Below are 18073 nucleotides of genomic sequence, written 5' to 3'. Positions count from 1 at the left end.
GGTTTCATCACCCGGCGAAGTGCTGCTGAGGCCTGAGGCATTATTTTGCGGTATGCCCCTTTTCCTTGTCACACTCTGCGTCTAGACAGGCGCAAACACTGTGCAATCCCATTCGGGAAAGGGCTTTCCATGTCTTCGATTATCCACGTCACCGGCCGCCAGATTTACGATAGCCGCGGCAATCCAACGGTCGAAGTCGATGTGGTGCTCGATGATGGCAGCTTCGGCCGCGCGGCGGTGCCCTCGGGCGCTTCGACGGGCGCCCATGAGGCGGTGGAATTGCGCGATGGCGGCAAGAAGTATTCCGGCAAGGGCGTTACCCAGGCCGTCGAGAACGTCAACACCGCCATCTTCGACGAAATCCAGGGCATGGACGCGCTGGACCAGCTCGGCGTCGATCAGGCCATGATCGAGCTCGACGGCACGCCCAACAAGTCGCGCCTCGGCGCCAACGCCATCCTCGGCGTCTCGCTGGCCGTGGCCAAGGCCGCTGCCGAGTCGAGCGAGCTGCCGTTCTACCGCTATATCGGCGGCCCCAACGCGCATGTCCTGCCGGTGCCGATGATGAACATCATCAACGGCGGCGAGCATGCCGACAACCCGATCGACATGCAGGAATTCATGATCCTGCCCGCCGGCGCGGAAAACCTCGCCGACGCCGTGCGCATCGGCTCGGAAATCTTCCACACCCTCAAGAAGGGCCTCTCCGCCGAAGGCCACAATACCTCGGTGGGTGACGAAGGTGGCTTTGCGCCGAACCTCAAGTCGGCCGATGATGCGCTGGGCTTCATCATGCGCTCGATCGAAAAGGCCGGCTACAAGCCGGGCGAGGACATCTTCCTCGGACTCGATTGTGCGGCCACCGAGTACTACAAGGGCGGCAAGTACGAGATGGTCGGGGAGGGCAAGTCGCTCTCCTCGGAAGAAAACGTCGCGTTCCTGGCAGACCTCGCCGCACGCTACCCGATCATCACCATCGAAGACGGCATGGGCGAAGACGATTGGGAAGGCTGGAAGGCGCTGACCGATGCCATTGGCAAGAAGGTGCAGCTGGTGGGCGACGATCTCTTCGTCACCAACACCCAGCGCCTCGTCTCGGGCATCAAGATGGGCGTCGCGAACTCCATCCTGGTCAAGGTCAACCAGATCGGCTCGCTGAGCGAAACCCTGAACGCCGTCGATACCGCCCACCGCGCCGGCTACACCTCGGTCATGTCGCACCGCTCGGGCGAAACCGAAGATTCGACCATTGCCGACCTCGCGGTGGCGCTCAACTGCGGTCAGATCAAAACCGGCTCGCTCAGCCGCTCGGATCGCCTCGCCAAGTACAACCAGCTCATCCGCATCGAAGAGCAGCTCGGCTCGTCGGCCAAGTATGCCGGTTACTCGGTGGTCAAGGGCCGCTAAGCCCAATCACTGGAATGCAAAAGCCCGGCAGCAATGCCGGGCTTTTTTGTTTCTACCCTCGCCCCTTGAGGGAGAGGGTGGTCTTTCTGCGTTCAGCAGAAAGACCGGGTGAGGGGTTCTGCGCTCGCCCATGCTTGGATGCTGTAGGAAGTGACCCCTCATCCGCCCTTCGGGCACCTTCTCCCTCAAGGGGAGAAGGCATCGACTGAGAGATTGTGCCTACTGAAACGCCGTCTCCGCAAAGCTGCGCAGTTTCCGCGAGTGCAGCCGTTCCGCCGGCTGGTCCCGCAAGATCTCCATCGCCCGCAGCCCGATCTGCAGGTGCCGGTTGACCTGCGTCCGGTAGAAGTCCGAGGCCATGCCGGGGAGCTTGAGCTCGCCATGCAGCGGCTTGTCGGAGACGCAGAGAAGGGTGCCGTAGGGCACGCGGAAGCGGAAGCCGTTCGCCGCGATGGTCGCGCTCTCCATGTCCAGCGCTACGGCGCGGGACTGGCTCAGCCGCTGGGTGATCTCGGTCTGGTCGCGCAATTCCCAGTTGCGGTTGTCGAACGTCGCCACCGTCCCGGTGCGCATGATCTTCTTGGTCTCGATGCCTTCGGTCTCGGTGACCTCGTGCACCGCCTGTTCCAGCGCCACCTGCACTTCGGCCAGCGCCGGGATCGGCACCGATAGCGGCAGGTCGGCGTCGAGCACGTGGTCCTCGCGCACATAGGCGTGGGCCAGCACATAGTCGCCCAGTTCCTGGCTATTGCGCAGGCCGGCGCAGTGGCCGAGCATGATCCAGGCATGCGGGCGTAGCACGGCGATATGGTCGGTGATGGTCTTGGCGTTGGATGGGCCGACGCCGATATTGACCATGGTAATGCCGCGGCCGCGGCCGGCCGTCAGATGATAGGCGGGCATTTGCGGCGCACGCACCGGGGTTGTGCCGGCCACGCCGCCGCCACGCAAGGCATTGTCGGTCACCACATTGCCCGGCTCGATGAAGCTCTCGTAATGGGGGTGCCCCTGCTTCATATATTCCTTCGCCACCCGGCAGAACTCGTCGATGTAGAAGGCGTAGTTGGTGAAGATCACGAAATTCTGGAAGTGATCGGCATCGGTGCCGGTGTAATGGCTTAGCCGGAACAGCGAATAGTCGACGCGCGGCGCGGTGAAGGCCGAGAGCGGGTAGGGTCCACCCTTGGGCGGCACGAAGGTACCGTTGGCGATTTCGTCGTCGGTATTGCCCAGATCGGGCGCGTCGAACACGTCGCGCAGCGGGACGTTGAGAGCGTTGAGCGCCTCGCCGTCGATGCGCTCATTGGCGTTGACGGCAAAATGCAGCGGAATTGGCGTATCGGACTCGGCGATGTCGATGGTGCCGCCATGGTTCTTGAGGATGACGGTGAACTGTTCCTGGAAATAGGTCCGGAACAGGTCCGGCGCCGTCACCGTGGTGCGGTAGAGCCCGGGCGTGTGCAGGAAGCCATAGGGCAGGGTGCTCTCGTGCTTACTGTAGCTGGTGGAACGCACTTCCACCTGCGGATAGCAGGCGCGCACCCGTCCGGGCGGCACGACGCCCTTGGCCAAAGCGGCCAGATGCCCGCGGATGAATTCGGTATTGCGGTGATAGAGCTTTGCCAGATGTTCCCATGCCTTCTCGGGATCGGTGAAAGACTGCTTTTCAAGGCGGGGCGGACTGATCGTGGTCATATGTGCTCTTTCATTGCGCAGGCCCCGGATCGGGCCTGCCTTGCGGTCGGGAATCGCGTTTTCTGGCTGGATAACTATAGCGGCCGTGTGACGGCTTTGCTCTATACTCGTTTCCGCCCGATTTGGAATGGATGGCCATGGAAGACAAGCAGGTGGACAATGCTGGGTTGATGATCCTGCCGCCGTTCTATCCGGCGATGGCATGGATATTGGCCCTGGCGCTGGATTTCGTGCTTCCACTCCCGCTGCTGCCGTCCTTCGGCCTCGCGGCCTGGACCTTCTGGGTCGGGGCTGCTCTGGCGGGCCTGGGCGGCGCGGTGGTTGTCGGGGGCATCAGGGCGTTCAGGGCGGCGGGAACTCATGTCGAGCCCAACAAGCCAACGGTCCGCATTGTGACGGACGGCCTTTACCGGTTCAGCCGCAACCCGATCTATCTGGGCTGCCTGTGCTTTCATGTCGGCCTTTGCCTTATCGTCGGGCTCGAGTGGGGCCTCATCCTGCTGCCTTTCATTTGGCTGGCGTTCGACCGGCTGGTCGTGGTGCAGGAGGAGGCGTATCTGGCGCGCAAATTCGGGGATGATTATCGCGCCTATCTGGGCACCACGCGGCGCTGGCTCTGAACTTATTCACACTTCGGTGAAGCACACTTTTCTCGCCGCATTTCGCTACCATCTTCTTAGGCAGTTCACTGGCACGGCAAGCGACCCATGCAACCGGTGAGCGAGGAACGTCGTGCTGGCCGCTTGTCCCCCAAGCCCTCAACAGCGCGGTTGGCTGATGTTTCCAAAGGGCTGCAATGGTAGAAATGCCATTGCAGCCCTCTTATTTTGTCGAGGGACAGGTTGCACGCAAAGTCCGGACCGACATCCCGCCAAGTCTCGCAGAACATTGAGGTCGATGTCGTTGAGGCGCCTGACGTAGAGGCAGGGCCTGCCCAGGCGCGCCAGCAGGGCGTCACGTTGCTCGCTTGTTCGGGAAAATAGCGGCCCATCAGCGCGACCAGCGCGTGGTCGCCGGCGCGCCTGGCTGGATCGTCCATCTGCGCCAGGAAGTCATCAACATCGCCGGTGTCGGGCGTGGTTCTTGCTTGTAAATGGCAAATTCCCACCCGCTCGACCGCCAAAAAGATAGACGAAGCGTTCAGCGTTTTCTAATGCTGCGGCGCGCGTTGCATAAGGAGTTTCCCATGACGGCCAGGATCATCGACGGCAAGAGCTTTGCCGAGGGCCTGAGGGGCCGTGTGGCCGGCCATGTGGCGCGCCTCAAGTCCGAACACGGCATCATCCCCGGCCTCGCCGTGGTCATTGTCGGGCATGATCCCGCCAGCCAGGTCTATGTGGCCAACAAGGCCAGGCAGACGGCCGAAGTCGGCATGGCCTCGTTCAAGCATGAGCTGCCGGAAGATACCACCGAAGCGGAACTGCTCGAACTCGTGCATCGCCTGAATAACGATCCGCAAGTGCATGGTATTCTTGTGCAGTTGCCGGTTCCAGCCCATATTGACGCGATCAAGGTGATCGAAGCCATAGAGCCCTCAAAGGACGTGGACTGCTTCACGCCGGCCAATGTCGGCAAGGTGCAGATCGGCCTGCCGGGTCCGGTCTCCTGCACGCCGCTGGGGTGCCTGATGCTGCTGCGCGACCAGCTTGGTTCGCTGGCCGGGCTCAATGCCGTCATCATCGGTCGATCAAACCTGGTGGGTAAGCCGATGATGCAACTGCTGCTGCGCGAGAACTGCACAGTGACCGTCGCTCATTCAAAGACCAGGGATCTGGCGGACGTGGTGCGCCGTGCCGATATCGTGGTGGCTGCCGTCGGCCGGCCCGAAATGATCAAGGGCGACTGGATCAAGCCGGGCGCCACCGTCATCGATGTGGGCATCAACCGTGTGCCGGCGCCCGACAAGGGCGAGGGCAAGACGCGGCTGGTGGGCGACGTCGCCTATGCCGAGGCAGCCGCAGTGGCTGGCGCCATCACCCCAGTGCCGGGTGGCGTCGGTCCCATGACCATTGCGTGCCTCCTGGCCAATACCATCACCACGGCCTCGCTGATCAATGGCCTCGTGCCGCCGAGCGATCTGACCGCATGAGCGTCGACGCGCACGACCCCGGCGGCAAGGTGCGCCTGCCGCTAATGCCGGGCGTCAAAGGCGACGCCACGTTCAGTGCCGATGGCCGCTATCGCCAGTTGATGCGCCGCTGGACGGGGGAGCACTTCCCCGAGCGCTATGTGCTGTTCATCGGCATGAATCCCAGCACCGCCGACGGCACGGTCAACGACCCAACCTGTGCCCGCGAGTGGACCTTTGCCAATCGCGAGGGCTATTCGGCCATGGTCAAGGCCAATGTCGGTGACTACCGGGCAACCGACCCGAAAGTGTTGTTGGCTACGGGCGTGGTGGCGGTCTCGGATGCCAATCTGCCGGCGATCCGCGATGCTGCCACGGGTGCCGATCTGGTGGTCCTCTGCCACGGCAAGCTCAACAGGGCACTGGCGCCGGCCGGCAAGGCCATTGTCGATGCCCTGCGAGCGGATGGTATCGACCTCTGGTGCTTTGGCACCAATGGCGACGGCTCGCCCAAGCATCCGCTCTATCTCAGGCTGGATACGCAACTCGTGCGGTACGAAGGGTAGGACACCTCCGAGCCTCCCCTTGGGGAGGTCGAAGTGGCTACGCCGCCCCAGCCAGATAAAACAATCGCGCCACCGTGTGATCCCGCAAGGCCTGTGCCGGCAGCCTGCCAGTCAGCGCGGCAATCACCACCGACTGGTCGGGCACTGCGCTGGCATCCACCACGACCTTGCTGAAGGGCGGACGCCGTCCCTGCTTGGCGCTTTCCAGCAGATCATAGAGCAGGGCCCGCACGTCGGTGCGCATGGCGCAGGCGATGCACTGGCCGCCGTCTTCATGGCCATGCCCGCTATTGGCCGGCAGGCGGAGCAGGGCGGTGTCGGCGTCAAGCGCCAGCAGCCGCCCCGGCTCGGTCACCAGTGTCACGGGTATCTGTTCGACCCGGCCCATCGCATTACTCCGCCGCCACGATGGCTGGCCCGGGGATGTAGTTGAGGATCGGGCCGAGCCAGCGCTCCACCTCGTCCAGGCTCATCCCCTTGCGCGCCGCATAGTCGAGCACCTGGTCGCGCTCCACCTTGGCCACGCCGAAATAGTAGGATTCGGGATGGCTGAAATAGAGCCCCGATACCGACGAACCCGGCCACATGGCGTAGCTCTCCGTCAGCGTCACGCCGGCATTCTTCTCGGCGTCGAGCAGGCGGAACAGAGTGGTCTTTTCCGTATGGTCGGGCTGGGCGGGATAGCCCGGCGCAGGGCGGATGCCACGATAGGATTCGGCGATCAGGTCTTCCGGGGCAAAGGTCTCGTCGGCCGCATAGCCCCAGAATTCCTTGCGCACCCGCTCGTGCATGGATTCGGCGAAGGCCTCGGCGAAGCGATCGGCCAGCGCCTTGACCAGGATCGACGAATAATCGTCATTGGCCCGCTCGAAGCGCTCGGCAATGGCGACTTCCTCAATGCCGGCGGTGACGACGAAGGCGCCGATGTAGTCCGGCGTACCGGCGGGGGCTACGAAGTCGGCCAGCGCCATATGGGGCTTGCCGTCGCGCTTGCTGAGCTGCTGGCGCAGGGTGAACAGGGTCGCCAGTTCCTCGGCGCGGCCCTCGTCCTTGAACAGGCGGATGTCGTCGCCCACCCCATTGGCCGGCCAGAAGCCCACCACGGCGCGCGGCACGAACCACTTTTCGTCGATGATCTGCTTGAGCATGGCCTGCGCGTCATCGAACAGCTGGCGCGCCGCCTCGCCCTGCCGCTCATCTTCGAGGATGGCGGGGTAGCGGCCCTTGAGTTCCCAGGTCTGGAAGAAGGGCGTCCAGTCGATATACTTGGCCAGCGTTTCCAGGTCGGAATCCTCGAACACCTTGGTGCCGAGGAAGCTCGGCCTGGGCGGCACATAGCTGCTCCAGTCGGGCTTGAAGGCATTGGCCCGGGCCAGAGCCAGCGGCACGCGCTTCTTTTCGCTTTCCGCCCGCTCATGCGCCGCCGCTGCCTTGGCATATTCAGCCCGGATGTCGGCGATGAAGGAGACCTTGGTGTCCTTGGACAAGAGATTGCCGACCACGCCAACGGCGCGGCTGGCGTCGTTGACATGCACGGCCTGGCCGCGTTCGTAGCGCGGATGGATCTTGACCGCAGTATGCACACGGCTGGTCGTCGCGCCGCCGATCAGCAGCGGAATGTCGAAGCCTTCGCGCTCCATTTCGGCGGCTACATGCACCATCTCGTCCAGCGAGGGCGTGATGAGGCCCGAGAGGCCGATGATGTCGACATTCTCGTCCTTGGCGGTCTGCAGGATCTTGGCGGTCGGCACCATGACGCCGAGATCGATGATCTCGTAATTGTTGCAGCTCAGCACGACGCCGACGATGTTCTTGCCGATATCGTGCACGTCGCCCTTGACTGTTGCCATCAGCACCTTGCCGGCGCTCTGGCGGCCGGTGGCCTTGCCGTCGGCATTCTTCTCGGCTTCCATATAGGGCAGCAGCAAGGCCACGGCCTGCTTCATCACGCGGGCCGATTTCACCACCTGCGGCAGGAACATCTTACCCGAGCCGAACAGGTCGCCGACGATGCTCATGCCGGCCATCAGCGGGCCTTCGATGACATGCAGCGGCCGCGCCGACTTGAGCCGGGCCTCGTCGGTGTCGGCGTCGATATATTCGGTGATGCCGTTGACCAGCGCATGGGCGATACGGTCTTCGACCGATTTCTCGCGCCAGCTCAGGTCCTTTGCCGTCGCCTCCTTGCCCGCCGTGCCGCGATAGCGTTCGGCCAGCGCCAGCAGGCGGTCGGTGCCATCGGGCGTGCGGTTGAGGATCACGTCCTCGCAGGCATCGCGCAGTTCGGGGTCGATGGACTCGTAAACCGCCAGCTGCCCGGCATTGACGATGCCCATGTCCATGCCATTCTGGATGGCATAGTAGAGGAACACGGCGTGCATCGCCTCGCGCACCGGCTCATTGCCGCGGAACGAGAAGCTGAGATTGGAGATGCCGCCCGAAATGTGCACATGCGGCAGCGTCTCGGTGATGATCTTGGTCGCCTCGATAAAGGCGACGCCATAGCCGTTATGCTCCTCGATGCCGGTGGCCACCGCGAAGACGTTCGGATCGAAGACGATGTCTTCCGGCGGAAAGCCTACATCCTCGGTGAGCAGCTTGTAGGCCCGCGCGCAAATCTCGACCTTGCGCTCCAGCGTATCGGCCTGGCCCTGCTCGTCGAAGGCCATGACCACGACCGCGGCGCCATAGGCGCGTACTAGCCGGGCTGACTTGAGGAAGGCCTCTTCGCCTTCCTTCATCGAGATGGAATTGACCAGTGCCTTGCCCTGCACGCATTTGAGACCCGCCTCGATCACCTCCCACTTGGAAGAGTCGATCATCAGCGGCACCTTGGCGATGTCGGGTTCGGCCGCCAGCAGGTTGAGGAAGTCGATCATCACCTGCTTGCTGTCGATCAGGCCTTCGTCCATGTTGATATCGATGATCTGGGCCCCATTGGCCACCTGGTCCCGCGCCACGTCGAGCGCCGCGGTATAGTCGCCGGCCGTGATCAGCTTGCGGAAGCGGGCCGAGCCGGTAACGTTGGTGCGCTCGCCCACATTCACGAACGGGATTTCCGGCGTCAGCGTGAAGCCTTCGAGGCCCGCGAGGCGCAGCTGGCGCTCGATTTCCGGCACCACGCGCGGCTGGTACTTGCTCACGACCCCGGCAATGGCGCGGATATGATCGGGCGTCGAGCCGCAGCAGCCGCCCACAATGTTGAGCAGTCCTTCGCTGGCAAAGGTTTCCAGCTGCGACGCCATGGATTCGGGCGTCTCGTCATAGCCGCCGAATTCGTTGGGCAGGCCGGCATTGGGATAGGCGCAGATGAATGTATCGGCCACGCCCGAAAGCTCGCCGATATGGTCGCGCATCAGGTCGGCGCCCAGCGCGCAATTAAGCCCGATGGTGAACGGATTGGCGTGGCGCACCGAATACCAAAAGGCGGTCGGCGTCTGCCCAGACAGGGTGCGGCCGGAAAGGTCCGTGATGGTGCCCGAGATCATGACCGGCACGTCGATGCCGCGCTCTTCGAACAGGCGCTGGGCAGCGAAGATACCGGCCTTGGTGTTGAGCGTGTCGGTAATGGTCTCGAACAGCAGCAGGTCGGCGCCGCCATCGATCAGCCCGCGCAGCGCTTCGCCATAGGCCACGACCAATTCGTCGAAGGTGATCGAACGGAAGCCGGGGCTGCTGACATCGGTCGACATGGACGAGGTCTTGTTGGTCGGCCCCAGGGCGCCGGCAACAAAGCGGCGCCGGCCATCCGCCGCCTCGGCGCGCTGCGCCGCCCGGCGGGCAACGATCACGCCCTGGTAGTTGATGTCATAGACCGCGCTTTCGCAGGCATAGTCGGCCTGCGCCACCGAGGTCGCCGAGAAGGTGTTGGTCTCGGCGATATCGGCGCCGGCCATGTAATACTCGAAATGGATGTCCTCGACCGCCTTCGGCTCGGTCAGCACCAGCAGGTCGTTATTGCCCTGCAGGGGCAGCTTCCAATCCTTGAAGCGTTCGCCGCGGAAATTCTCCTCGGTGAACTTGCGGCGCTGCAGCATGGTGCCCATCGCGCCGTCGAGGATCAGGATGCGTTCGCTCGCCGCTTTGGCAAGCGCTGCGCGGACCTCGTTCCAGTCGGGAATATGGGCTTCGTCATGCTGGCTCATCGCCATCTACCTCAAGTTCGGAAATTCCGATCACATAAAGATATCTTTATGTCTGCAAATTCGCAATAGGCGGGACAGGATAGCTTTCTCTCCGATCCACCGCGCATTGGCATCAAATGCTACGCTCAAAGCTAACAGTCTGTTCCCCTTAACCTCACTGAAACCAGAAAACTGTTCTGTGCGCTCGATCGCGGCGGGATCGGTTATGATCTGCGCTCGCAGTATGACGAGAGTAAGAGTTTGAGTACCGTGACGACGACCTCCTGGCGCCATGCCGTCCGCCTTGTCGCCCTTGCGGCCCTTGTCGCCCCGATGATCGCTGCCTGTGGCGGCGGGCTGGGGGCCACTGTCAAGCGCTCCGCTTTCTCCTCCTCCGAATATGGTGTCGGCGTTTCTCCGCGCGTCACCACCAACCCCAATCCTCCCAAGGGCGGTGGCCGCTATCAGGTCGGCAAGCCCTATACCGTGCGCGGCAAGGTCTACGTTCCGGCCGAGCAGCCGGACTATGCCGCGGTCGGCGAGGCCTCCTGGTATGGCTCGGACTTCCATGGCCGGCGCACCGCCAATGGCGAAATCTTCTCGGCCAATGCCATTACCGGCGCACATCCGACGCTGCCGCTGCCGTCCTATGTCCGCGTGACCAACCAGGCCAATGGCCGCTCGGTCATCGTGCGCGTCAACGATCGTGGCCCCTATATGCCCGGCCGTATCATGGATCTGTCGCATCGCGCCGCGTCCATGCTGGGCTATGTGAACAACGGACACGCGCAGATCCAGGCTGAGTATGTTGGTCCGGCGCCGCTTGAAGGCGACGATACGCGCATGCTGGTCGCCAGCTATTCGGGTCCAGCCGATTTCGGTGGCGGCGGCAATACCCAGTTCGCCTATGCTGACAATACCAATAGTCTGGCCGATATCGCCGGCAGCTTCCTGGGCAATCTGTTCTCCTATGCCGATACCACGCCCCAACAGGCCGATGCCGCCATCGGTACGGCCCATTCCGCCGTCAACGCCATGGCGACCCGCGCGCCGGAACTGGACGACTGGGTGCAATCGGTCGACGCGGATGCACGCGCCATCAGCCTGAGCCTGGGCACTTTTGCCGATCAGGCCAATGCAATCAGCCTGGCCGAGCAGTTCGCCATTCTGGGCGCAGTCGACGAGGAGCCGGTGACGGTCAACGGACGCGATGCGACCCGTCTGACGCTTACCTATCTCAAGCCCGGCGTATCACGCATTGATGTTCTCGATATGGCTCGCGAACTCGGCCTCAATGACATAAAACTCAATTAGCTGTCGGCCGGCAGGGGGCCGGCTGTAGGGGGGATAGCGTGAGGCGGATCTGGCAGGTTTTGGCGACGATGCTGGCGCTGACGGCGCCCGCATTGGCGCAGGCAGAGTTCGACACCCAGGCCAAGTTCGCCATTCTGATGGACGAAGCCTCCGGCACGGTTATCTTCCAGAAGGACGCCGACCTGCCGATGGAGCCGGCCAGCATGGCCAAGCTCATGACCATCGCCGTGGTCTTCAATGAAATTCGCACCGGGCGCCTCAGCATGGCCGACGAGTTCTTCGTCTCCGAACATGCCTGGCGCACCGGCGGCGCCTCGTCGGGCGGCTCGACAATGTTTGCCGATCTCAACTCGCAGATCAGTGTCGAGAACCTCCTCCGCTCGGTCATCATCCAGTCAGGCAATGACGCGGCCATCGTGCTGGCTGAAGGCATTGCGGGGTCGGAGGGAAGCTTTGCCGCAATGATGAACGAGTTGGGGGAGGAAATCGGGCTTACCGACTCGCACTTCACCAATCCGGCCGGCCTGCCGGACCCGGACATGTATGTTACCGCGCGAGATCTTGCAGACCTGGCGCGCTACCTGATCCGCGAATACCCCGAGCACTACCACTACTTCTCCGAGCCGGAGATGGAGTGGAACGGCATCAAGCAGGCTAACCGGAATTCCCTGGTGGAACTTGGCATTGGCGTCGATGGTCTCAAGACCGGCCACACCGAGGCCGCTGGCTATGGTTCGGTGATTTCGACCGATGAGGGCGGCCGGCGCCTGATAGCGGTGCTGCACGGCCTCACGTCCATGGCCCAGCGCAACGAGGAAGGCCGCAAGCTGATCACATGGGGTGCCCGGGCGTTCGAGCGGTTTTCCGCCTATCCCGAGGGGGCGGTTGTCGCCCATGCCAATGTCTATGGTGGCACCAGTCCGAGTGTCGGTCTGGTGGGTGACGGCGAGGTTGCCCTTTATCTGCCGCGGGGGTCGCGCCGATGCCTCAGCGCGTCGGTGGTCTATACCGGTCCACTGATGCCGCCCGTGGTGCAAGGTGACCAGATCGCCGAGTTGCGGGTGTTTTGCGACGAGCAACTGGTGCAGGTGGCGCCGCTTTATGCTGCCGAGACGATTGAAGAGGGTGACATTCTGCGCAAGGCAACTGACGCTCTCAAACAGCTGGCCCTTGGCTGGCTCTGAGCCGGCCGAAGGCAAATTCGCTCCTGCGGAGCGAATTTAGGCGAAGAGGCCATGAGAGCTACGCTCGAATGGCGGGCAGTTTCGGGCAGTCGTCTTTCCCCGTTGGGCGAGTTGACTTAGAAGACGGATAAGACCAGGGAATCAGCTCGCCCATGCTCGAAGCGCCCAAAGCCAGCCGCGCCCGTTTCATCACCTTTGAGGGTGGCGAAGGCGTCGGCAAATCCACCCAGATCAAGCGGCTGCTGCAAAACCTGCAGCGGCACGCGATCGAGGCCATCCGCACGCGCGAACCGGGCGGCACGCCCAAGGCCGAGGCCATCCGCTCCTTCATCCTGCAGGGGCGCTCGGAAAGCTGGGGGCCGAGCGCCGAGGCCGTGCTGTTTGCCGCCGCCCGCCTCGACCACGTCAACCAGCTGATCGCGCCCAATCTGCGCAATGGCATCTGGGTGCTCTCGGATCGCTTCCACGATTCCACCCGCGCCTATCAGGGCCTGACGGGGGGCGTTGACGACAGGCTCATCGCAGGCCTTGAGTCCCTGGCGCTCGACGGCCATACGCCCGACCTGACCATCGTGCTGGACATGGATCCGGAAGCCGCCTTCAAGCGTGTCGCGGATCGGGCCATCGAGGATGGGCTGGCGCTGACCGGCGATCGCTTCGAAAAGGAAGAGCTCGACTGGCACAAGCGGCTGCGCGAGGGCTTTCTGGCCATTGCGCGAGACAATCCGGACCGCTGCGTGGTTATTTCCGCCGCCCAATCCGAAGACGCTCTCGAGGCCGCCATCTGGGAAGCCGTGAGCCAGCGCTTTCCCGAACTGCTGCGCGGTTCGCAGGCGTGACCGACCCGGACGGCCTTGCCGACATCCTGCCCCCGGAACGGCGCCAGAAGGCACGGGGCCATGACAAGCCGCGCGCCGCCATCCTTGACCAGCTCGCCCAGCGTCGGCTGCCGGGCGCCATCCTGCTGCATGGTCCGCAGGGCATCGGCAAGGCGACCTTTGCTTTCGAGCTGGCGGCCGCCATTCTGACCGCCACGGGCGACGAAGAAGGGCACCGCGTCGAGGAACAGATCGCGGCGCTATCGCATCCCAATCTCTTCCTGCTGCGCCGGCGTCTCAAGGACAGCAAGGGCTATTACACCGTCATCCGCGTCGAGGATGTGCGCGAGTTGCGCGACAGCCTGCATCACACGCGGGGCCGGGCCGGGCACCGGGTGGCGATCATCGACAGCATTGATGACTGCAATGCTTCAGCAGCCAATGCCCTGCTCAAGACGCTGGAAGAACCGCCCGCGGACACCATTTTCCTGCTGATTTCACATCGCCCGGGTCAGTTGCTGCCCACCATCAAGTCGCGCTGCCATAATCTGGCGCTGCGGCCGGTTGGTGACCAGGACGTGCGTGGCGTCCTGGTCGATCACGATCCGAGCCTCGGGCAGGTCGAACTCGACCGAGCCATCGCGCTGGCCGGCGGCCGTCCCCGGCGGGCGTTCGAGACGCTGGCGCTCGAACCAGAATCCGCCCTTGGTGCCTTGCAGGCATGGCTCGCCAACCCGGCGCAACATCCGGCCGGAGTCATGCTGCAGCTGGCAGACGCGCTCGGGGCCGACACGCAGAGCACAGAACTCACCTTCGCGCGGGAGATGCTGGACGACTGGATGGCCGATGAGGCCCGCAACGCCGCCATGCAGCCGCAAGGCCGCAGACGCCTTGCCTCCGCCAACGAGCTATGGGACAAGGCACACGCCCTTTTCGCGGACGCCGACAGCATCAATCTGGATATGAAACAGACGCTTGTCGCCATTTTCGATGCGATCAGGAAGCACGTTGCAACGACCGTTTCCACCGAGCCCCTATGACCGCCAAGCCCTTCTACGTCACGACTGCGATTTCCTATCCTAACGGCGCGCCCCATATCGGCCACGCCTATGAGATGATCGCGACGGACGCCATCGCGCGCTTCAAGCGGCTCGAAGGCCGCGAGGTCTATTTCCTGACCGGCACCGATGAGCACGGCATCAAGATGGTGCAGACGGCCGCCACCCAGGGCGTCACGCCGCGCGAACTGGCCGACCGCAATTCCGCCGAGTTCCGGCGCCTGGCCGAAGCGCTCGACATTTCCAACGACGACTTCATCCGCACCACCGAGCAGCGCCACCACGAGGCTAGCCAGGCGATCTGGAAGAAGATGGCCGCCAGTCACAACGGCGACATTTTCCAGTCCACCTACAAGGGCTGGTATTCGGTCCGCGACGAGGCCTATTTCGACGAAGACGAGCTGACCGAGAAAGACGGCAAGAAATTTGCCCCCTCGGGCGCTGAGGTCACCTGGGTGGAGGAACCGACCTACTTCTTCCGCCTCTCGGCCTACCAGCAGAAGCTGCTCGACCTCTACGAGTCCAATCCCGATTTCATCGCGCCCAAGGAGCGGCGCAACGAGATCATCTCATTCGTGAAGGGCGGCCTGCAGGATCTGTCGATCTCGCGGACCACTTTCGACTGGGGTATTCCGGTACCGGACGCGCCTGACCACGTGATGTATGTCTGGGTCGATGCGCTGACCAACTACATCACCGGCGTCGGTTTCCCGGACGAACAGAGCGAGCTGTTTAGGAAGTTCTGGCCGGCAGATCTGCATGTGATCGGCAAGGACATCATCCGTTTTCACACCGTCTACTGGCCGGCCTTTCTGATGAGTGCCGGCATGGAGGTGCAGCACCGCGTCTTTGCGCATGGCTTCCTGACGGTCGACGGCCAGAAGATGAGCAAGTCGCTGGGCAATGTCATCGATCCATTCGCTCTGATCGAGGAATTCGGCGTCGACGCCGCGCGCTATTTCTTCCTGCGCGAAGTCTCGTTCGGCAATGATGGCGACTACAGCCACGACAAGCTCGTGCTGCGCGTCAATGCCGACCTCGCCAACAATCTGGGCAACCTGGCGCAGCGTTCGCTGTCGATGATCAACAAGAACTGCGAGGCCAAGGTGCCCCAGCCAGGGCCGTTGACCGAAGCCGACCGGGCCATCATTGCCGAAGTGGGCGCGGCCATCGACGCCGCGCAAAAGGCCATGGACGAGCAACTCGTCCACGAGGCCACCGGCGCCATCATCACAGCCCTCAGTTCGGCTAACAACTACTTTGCCGGGCAAGAACCCTGGGCGCTGAAAAAGACCGACCCGGATCGCATGGCCACCGTACTCTACGTTACGGCCGACACCGTTCGTCGTCTGGCCATCCCCATGCTGGCCTTCGTGCCCGCATCAGCGGCCCGTCTGCTCGATCAACTCGGCGTTCCGCAAGAAAACCGCATGCTTGCTGACAGCAAAACGCCAGCAGGCTTGCAGCCTGGCACGGACTTGCCGGTGCCGCAGGGCGTCTTTGCTCGTCTCGAACGCAAGGCGGAATAGCATGCTGATCGACAGCCATTGCCACCTCGATTTCGAGGCCCTGGCCGATGATATCGATGGTGTTCTGGCGCGCGCTGAGGCGGCGGGCGTCTCCGGCATGGTGACGATATCCACACTTGTGGAGAAGTTTTCCACATACACGGCCATAGCGGAACGTTATGCGAACGTCTGGTGTTCGGTCGGCACGCATCCGCACAATGCCGACAAGGAACTGCATGTTCAAGTAGATGAACTTGTCCGGCTAAGTGCCCACCCGCGTTGCGTTGCCATCGGCGAGGCGGGGTTGGACTACTTCTACGACAACGCGCCGCGCGAGGCCCAGGCGACCGGGTTGCGCCGGCATATCGCAGCGGCGCGGATCACCGGTCTTCCACTGGTTATCCACAGCCGGCAGGCCGATGAGGACATGGCTACGATCCTTGAGGAAGAGACCAAGCAGGGCGCCTTCCCCTTCGTGTTGCACTGCTTCACCGCCGGCCAGGAGCTCGCCCGCCGCGCGCTGGCTCTCGATGGCTATATTTCCTTCTCCGGCATCATCACTTTCAAGAATGCCGAAGAGATCCGCGACGTCGCCAAATTCGTCCCAGCCGACCGCTATCTCATTGAAACTGATGCACCTTATCTGGCGCCCATTCCGCATCGCGGGCAGCCCAACGAGCCCAGTTTCGTGCGGCATACGGCCGAAAAGCTTGCCGAAGTGCGCGGCATCGGCCTCGAACAACTCGGCCGGGAAACCACGGCGAACTTTGCCCGCCTGTTCGCCAAGACCGGGCTCGCCTGAGCCATGAGCGCCGCGCAGCGGATCGTTGCCACCATACTGGGCTGCGGTTCGTCCGGCGGCGTGCCGCGTATCGGCAATGTGTGGGGCGATTGCGATCCCAATGAGCCACGCAACCGGCGGCTCCGATGTTCTCTTTTGCTGGAAGGGTTTAGCGAGGGCAGCGAGACGCCGACCCGTGTGGTGATCGACACGGGCTGCGACCTGCGCGAGCAGATGCTGGCCGCCAATGTCGACCGAGTCGAGGCCGTGCTCTATACCCATGCCCACGCCGACCATGCCCATGGCATCGATGACCTGAGGGTGCTGGCGCTGCACAATCGGCGTCGCGTCAACGTTTACTTCGATGCCGCTACCGGCAATCGCCTGCGCGAGGCGTTCGGCTATTGCTTCGTCTCCCCGCCAGGCAGCGACTATCCGCCTATTCTCAATGCCCATGAAATTGCGGCCGGCGACGTGCTCAATATCGACGGACCAGGCGGGACCATCTCCGTCACCGTGTTTGAGCAGGCGCACGGCAATATCTCTTCACTGGGCTTCCGCATCGGCAATGTCGCGTATTCATGCGACCTGTCGGGCTTTCCTGAGGCATCTTTTGCCGCGATTTCCGGGCTCGACCTCTGGGTGATCGATGCCCTCCGCCCCACGCCGCATCCGAGCCATCTGAGCCTGCCCGAGACGCTGGACTGGATCGCGCGCTTCGCGCCCAGGCTGGCGGTGCTGACCAATATGCATATCGATCTGGACTATGCCCGGACCGAGGCCGAAACGCCGGACAATGTTACGCCGGCCTTCGATGGCATGCGGATCGACGTGCTCAGCGGGCAGATCCTCAACCGCTAGGCCTCGGCAAGCCAGCGGCCGGCCGCGTTGCGCTGTAGTCTGGGCGAGGCCAACGGCGCCGCGATACGATCATGCCAATCGCGTAGCTGTTCTTTCCAGCGGTTGCCCTGCAGCATGGCGGCGACGATCGTCACCGGTTCGAGACCGGCTTGTGCCAGCAGTTTCAGCACCGCAGCCATCGAGGTTCCCGAACTGATGACGTCATCGACGACAGCGACCCGCTGCCCCTCGAGCAGCGGCAGCGAGCGCGGGTCGAGGAATATGGTCTTCTGGTGCGTCGGGCTGGTGATCGACGACATCGGGGCCGAGAGCTCGTCGCGGTACCAGAATTTGCGCGAGGTGCCGAGGGCGACCATGCGCTTGTGGTTGAGCCGGCGGGCGACGTTGTTGGCGAGCGGCAGGCCCAGCGTCGGGACGCCGATGACCACATCCGGTGCATGGGATCGCAACAGATCAGCCATGGCTGCCGAGATGGCGTCTTCCACAGCAAAGCTGGCCTGGTTGATGATCAGTGAGGCGACGGCGGCCGTGCCGTCACCGGGCAGAATCCGTATTGGGAGCAATAACTGGCGGCCGTCGGGCAGGGTTGCCGGAAAACCGTCCGCCCAGCCGTCGGGCGGCTGGCGGTGGGTGTCCGGTGCATCCATTGCCTGCCAGAACTGGTGCGGAGCGAGGGGCAAGACAGGGTA

At 63.2% G+C, this 18073-nt stretch carries 15 protein-coding genes; 11 read left to right on the top strand and 4 right to left on the bottom strand.

Annotation, left to right across the window (positions count from 1 at the left end):
• The first annotated feature begins 129 nt into the window (after window positions 1-129).
• Window positions 130-1407: a phosphopyruvate hydratase gene (eno, locus tag V6M52_RS18915; protein WP_332691826.1), complete on the top strand. Its 1278-nt coding sequence runs from the start codon at window positions 130-132 to the stop codon at window positions 1405-1407.
• A gap of 219 nt (window positions 1408-1626) precedes the next feature.
• Here the strand turns inward: eno and V6M52_RS18910 are convergent, their stop codons facing one another.
• A complete protein-coding gene (locus V6M52_RS18910; protein WP_332702516.1) occupies window positions 1627-3102 on the bottom strand; it encodes an AMP nucleosidase in 1476 nt (491 codons plus the stop codon).
• A gap of 137 nt (window positions 3103-3239) precedes the next feature.
• Here V6M52_RS18910 and V6M52_RS18905 point away from each other — a divergent pair, with 137 nt between their 5' ends.
• From V6M52_RS18905 to V6M52_RS18895, 3 genes are all read left to right on the top strand, one after another.
• Window positions 3240-3722, top strand: coding sequence for a methyltransferase family protein (locus tag V6M52_RS18905; RefSeq protein WP_332702514.1), 483 nt, complete (start codon window positions 3240-3242; stop codon window positions 3720-3722).
• 566 nt (window positions 3723-4288) lie between these two features.
• Complete coding sequence (gene folD, locus V6M52_RS18900) at window positions 4289-5191, top strand: bifunctional methylenetetrahydrofolate dehydrogenase/methenyltetrahydrofolate cyclohydrolase FolD (RefSeq protein ID WP_332702512.1); 903 nt, start codon at window positions 4289-4291, stop codon at window positions 5189-5191.
• Complete coding sequence (locus V6M52_RS18895) at window positions 5188-5736, top strand: DUF1643 domain-containing protein (RefSeq protein WP_332702510.1); 549 nt, start codon at window positions 5188-5190, stop codon at window positions 5734-5736. Before folD ends, V6M52_RS18895 begins: the two co-directional genes overlap by 4 nt.
• A 37-nt stretch (window positions 5737-5773) precedes the next feature.
• Here V6M52_RS18895 and V6M52_RS18890 read toward each other — a convergent pair whose 3' ends face one another.
• Together V6M52_RS18890 and metH are read right to left on the bottom strand one after the other, a co-directional pair.
• On the bottom strand, window positions 5774-6124 hold the full coding sequence (locus V6M52_RS18890) for a hypothetical protein (RefSeq protein ID WP_332691841.1): 351 nt from the start codon (window positions 6122-6124) through the stop codon (window positions 5774-5776).
• Between the two features lie 4 nt (window positions 6125-6128).
• Window positions 6129-9887 (bottom strand): methionine synthase, encoded by a 3759-nt coding sequence (gene metH / locus V6M52_RS18885; RefSeq protein WP_442881892.1) that lies wholly within the window; start codon window positions 9885-9887, stop codon window positions 6129-6131.
• Window positions 9888-10130: 243 nt separating this feature from the next.
• On the opposite strand from metH, the gene V6M52_RS18880 reads away from it, so the two are divergent.
• The 7 genes from V6M52_RS18880 to V6M52_RS18850 all read left to right on the top strand — a co-directional run bounded on the left by V6M52_RS18880 (window position 10131) and on the right by V6M52_RS18850 (window position 17384).
• A complete protein-coding gene (locus tag V6M52_RS18880) occupies window positions 10131-11174 on the top strand; it encodes a septal ring lytic transglycosylase RlpA family protein (protein ID WP_332702542.1) in 1044 nt (347 codons plus the stop codon).
• Between the two features lie 38 nt (window positions 11175-11212).
• On the top strand, window positions 11213-12358 hold the full coding sequence (locus V6M52_RS18875) for a D-alanyl-D-alanine carboxypeptidase family protein (protein WP_332702506.1): 1146 nt from the start codon (window positions 11213-11215) through the stop codon (window positions 12356-12358).
• 152 nt (window positions 12359-12510) lie between these two features.
• Window positions 12511-13197 (top strand): dTMP kinase, encoded by a 687-nt coding sequence (tmk, locus tag V6M52_RS18870; protein ID WP_332702504.1) that lies wholly within the window; start codon window positions 12511-12513, stop codon window positions 13195-13197.
• Window positions 13194-14216, top strand: coding sequence for an AAA family ATPase (locus V6M52_RS18865; protein ID WP_332702502.1), 1023 nt, complete (start codon window positions 13194-13196; stop codon window positions 14214-14216). Before tmk ends, V6M52_RS18865 begins: the two co-directional genes overlap by 4 nt.
• Window positions 14213-15763, top strand: coding sequence for a methionine--tRNA ligase (gene metG / locus V6M52_RS18860; protein ID WP_332687369.1), 1551 nt, complete (start codon window positions 14213-14215; stop codon window positions 15761-15763). Before V6M52_RS18865 ends, metG begins: the two co-directional genes overlap by 4 nt.
• Before the next feature lies 1 nt (window position 15764).
• A complete protein-coding gene (locus V6M52_RS18855) occupies window positions 15765-16544 on the top strand; it encodes a TatD family hydrolase (protein ID WP_332702500.1) in 780 nt (259 codons plus the stop codon).
• A gap of 3 nt (window positions 16545-16547) precedes the next feature.
• Entirely contained in the window at window positions 16548-17384 is an 837-nt protein-coding gene (locus V6M52_RS18850) for an MBL fold metallo-hydrolase (protein ID WP_332702498.1), read from the top strand.
• Here V6M52_RS18850 and V6M52_RS18845 read toward each other — a convergent pair.
• Window positions 17381-18064 (bottom strand): phosphoribosyltransferase, encoded by a 684-nt coding sequence (locus V6M52_RS18845; protein WP_332702496.1) that lies wholly within the window; start codon window positions 18062-18064, stop codon window positions 17381-17383. The two genes, V6M52_RS18850 and V6M52_RS18845, sit on opposite strands and share 4 nt — an antisense overlap.
• Window positions 18065-18073 lie beyond the last annotated feature (9 nt).

This window comes from Devosia sp. (genome assembly GCF_036676215.1).
GTDB lineage: Bacteria > Pseudomonadota > Alphaproteobacteria > Rhizobiales > Devosiaceae > Devosia.
The sequence above is the reverse complement of the archived record's forward strand: the minus strand, read 5'-3'. Positions and strand labels throughout refer to the sequence as shown.

What these genes read in the sequence shown, in the direction of transcription:
- eno (WP_332691826.1), top strand. Translation starts at nt 130, where the DNA reads ATGTCTTCGATTATCCACGTCACCGGCCGCCAGATTTACGATAGCCGC.
- V6M52_RS18910 (WP_332702516.1), bottom strand. Translation starts at nt 3,102, where the DNA reads ATGACCACGATCAGTCCGCCCCGCCTTGAAAAGCAGTCTTTCACCGAT.
- V6M52_RS18905 (WP_332702514.1), top strand. Translation starts at nt 3,240, where the DNA reads ATGGAAGACAAGCAGGTGGACAATGCTGGGTTGATGATCCTGCCGCCG.
- folD (WP_332702512.1), top strand. Translation starts at nt 4,289, where the DNA reads ATGACGGCCAGGATCATCGACGGCAAGAGCTTTGCCGAGGGCCTGAGG.
- V6M52_RS18895 (WP_332702510.1), top strand. Translation starts at nt 5,188, where the DNA reads ATGAGCGTCGACGCGCACGACCCCGGCGGCAAGGTGCGCCTGCCGCTA.
- V6M52_RS18890 (WP_332691841.1), bottom strand. Translation starts at nt 6,124, where the DNA reads ATGGGCCGGGTCGAACAGATACCCGTGACACTGGTGACCGAGCCGGGG.
- metH (WP_442881892.1), bottom strand. Translation starts at nt 9,887, where the DNA reads ATGGCGATGAGCCAGCATGACGAAGCCCATATTCCCGACTGGAACGAG.
- tmk (WP_332702504.1), top strand. Translation starts at nt 12,511, where the DNA reads ATGCTCGAAGCGCCCAAAGCCAGCCGCGCCCGTTTCATCACCTTTGAG.
- metG (WP_332687369.1), top strand. Translation starts at nt 14,213, where the DNA reads ATGACCGCCAAGCCCTTCTACGTCACGACTGCGATTTCCTATCCTAAC.
- V6M52_RS18855 (WP_332702500.1), top strand. Translation starts at nt 15,765, where the DNA reads ATGCTGATCGACAGCCATTGCCACCTCGATTTCGAGGCCCTGGCCGAT.
- V6M52_RS18850 (WP_332702498.1), top strand. Translation starts at nt 16,548, where the DNA reads ATGAGCGCCGCGCAGCGGATCGTTGCCACCATACTGGGCTGCGGTTCG.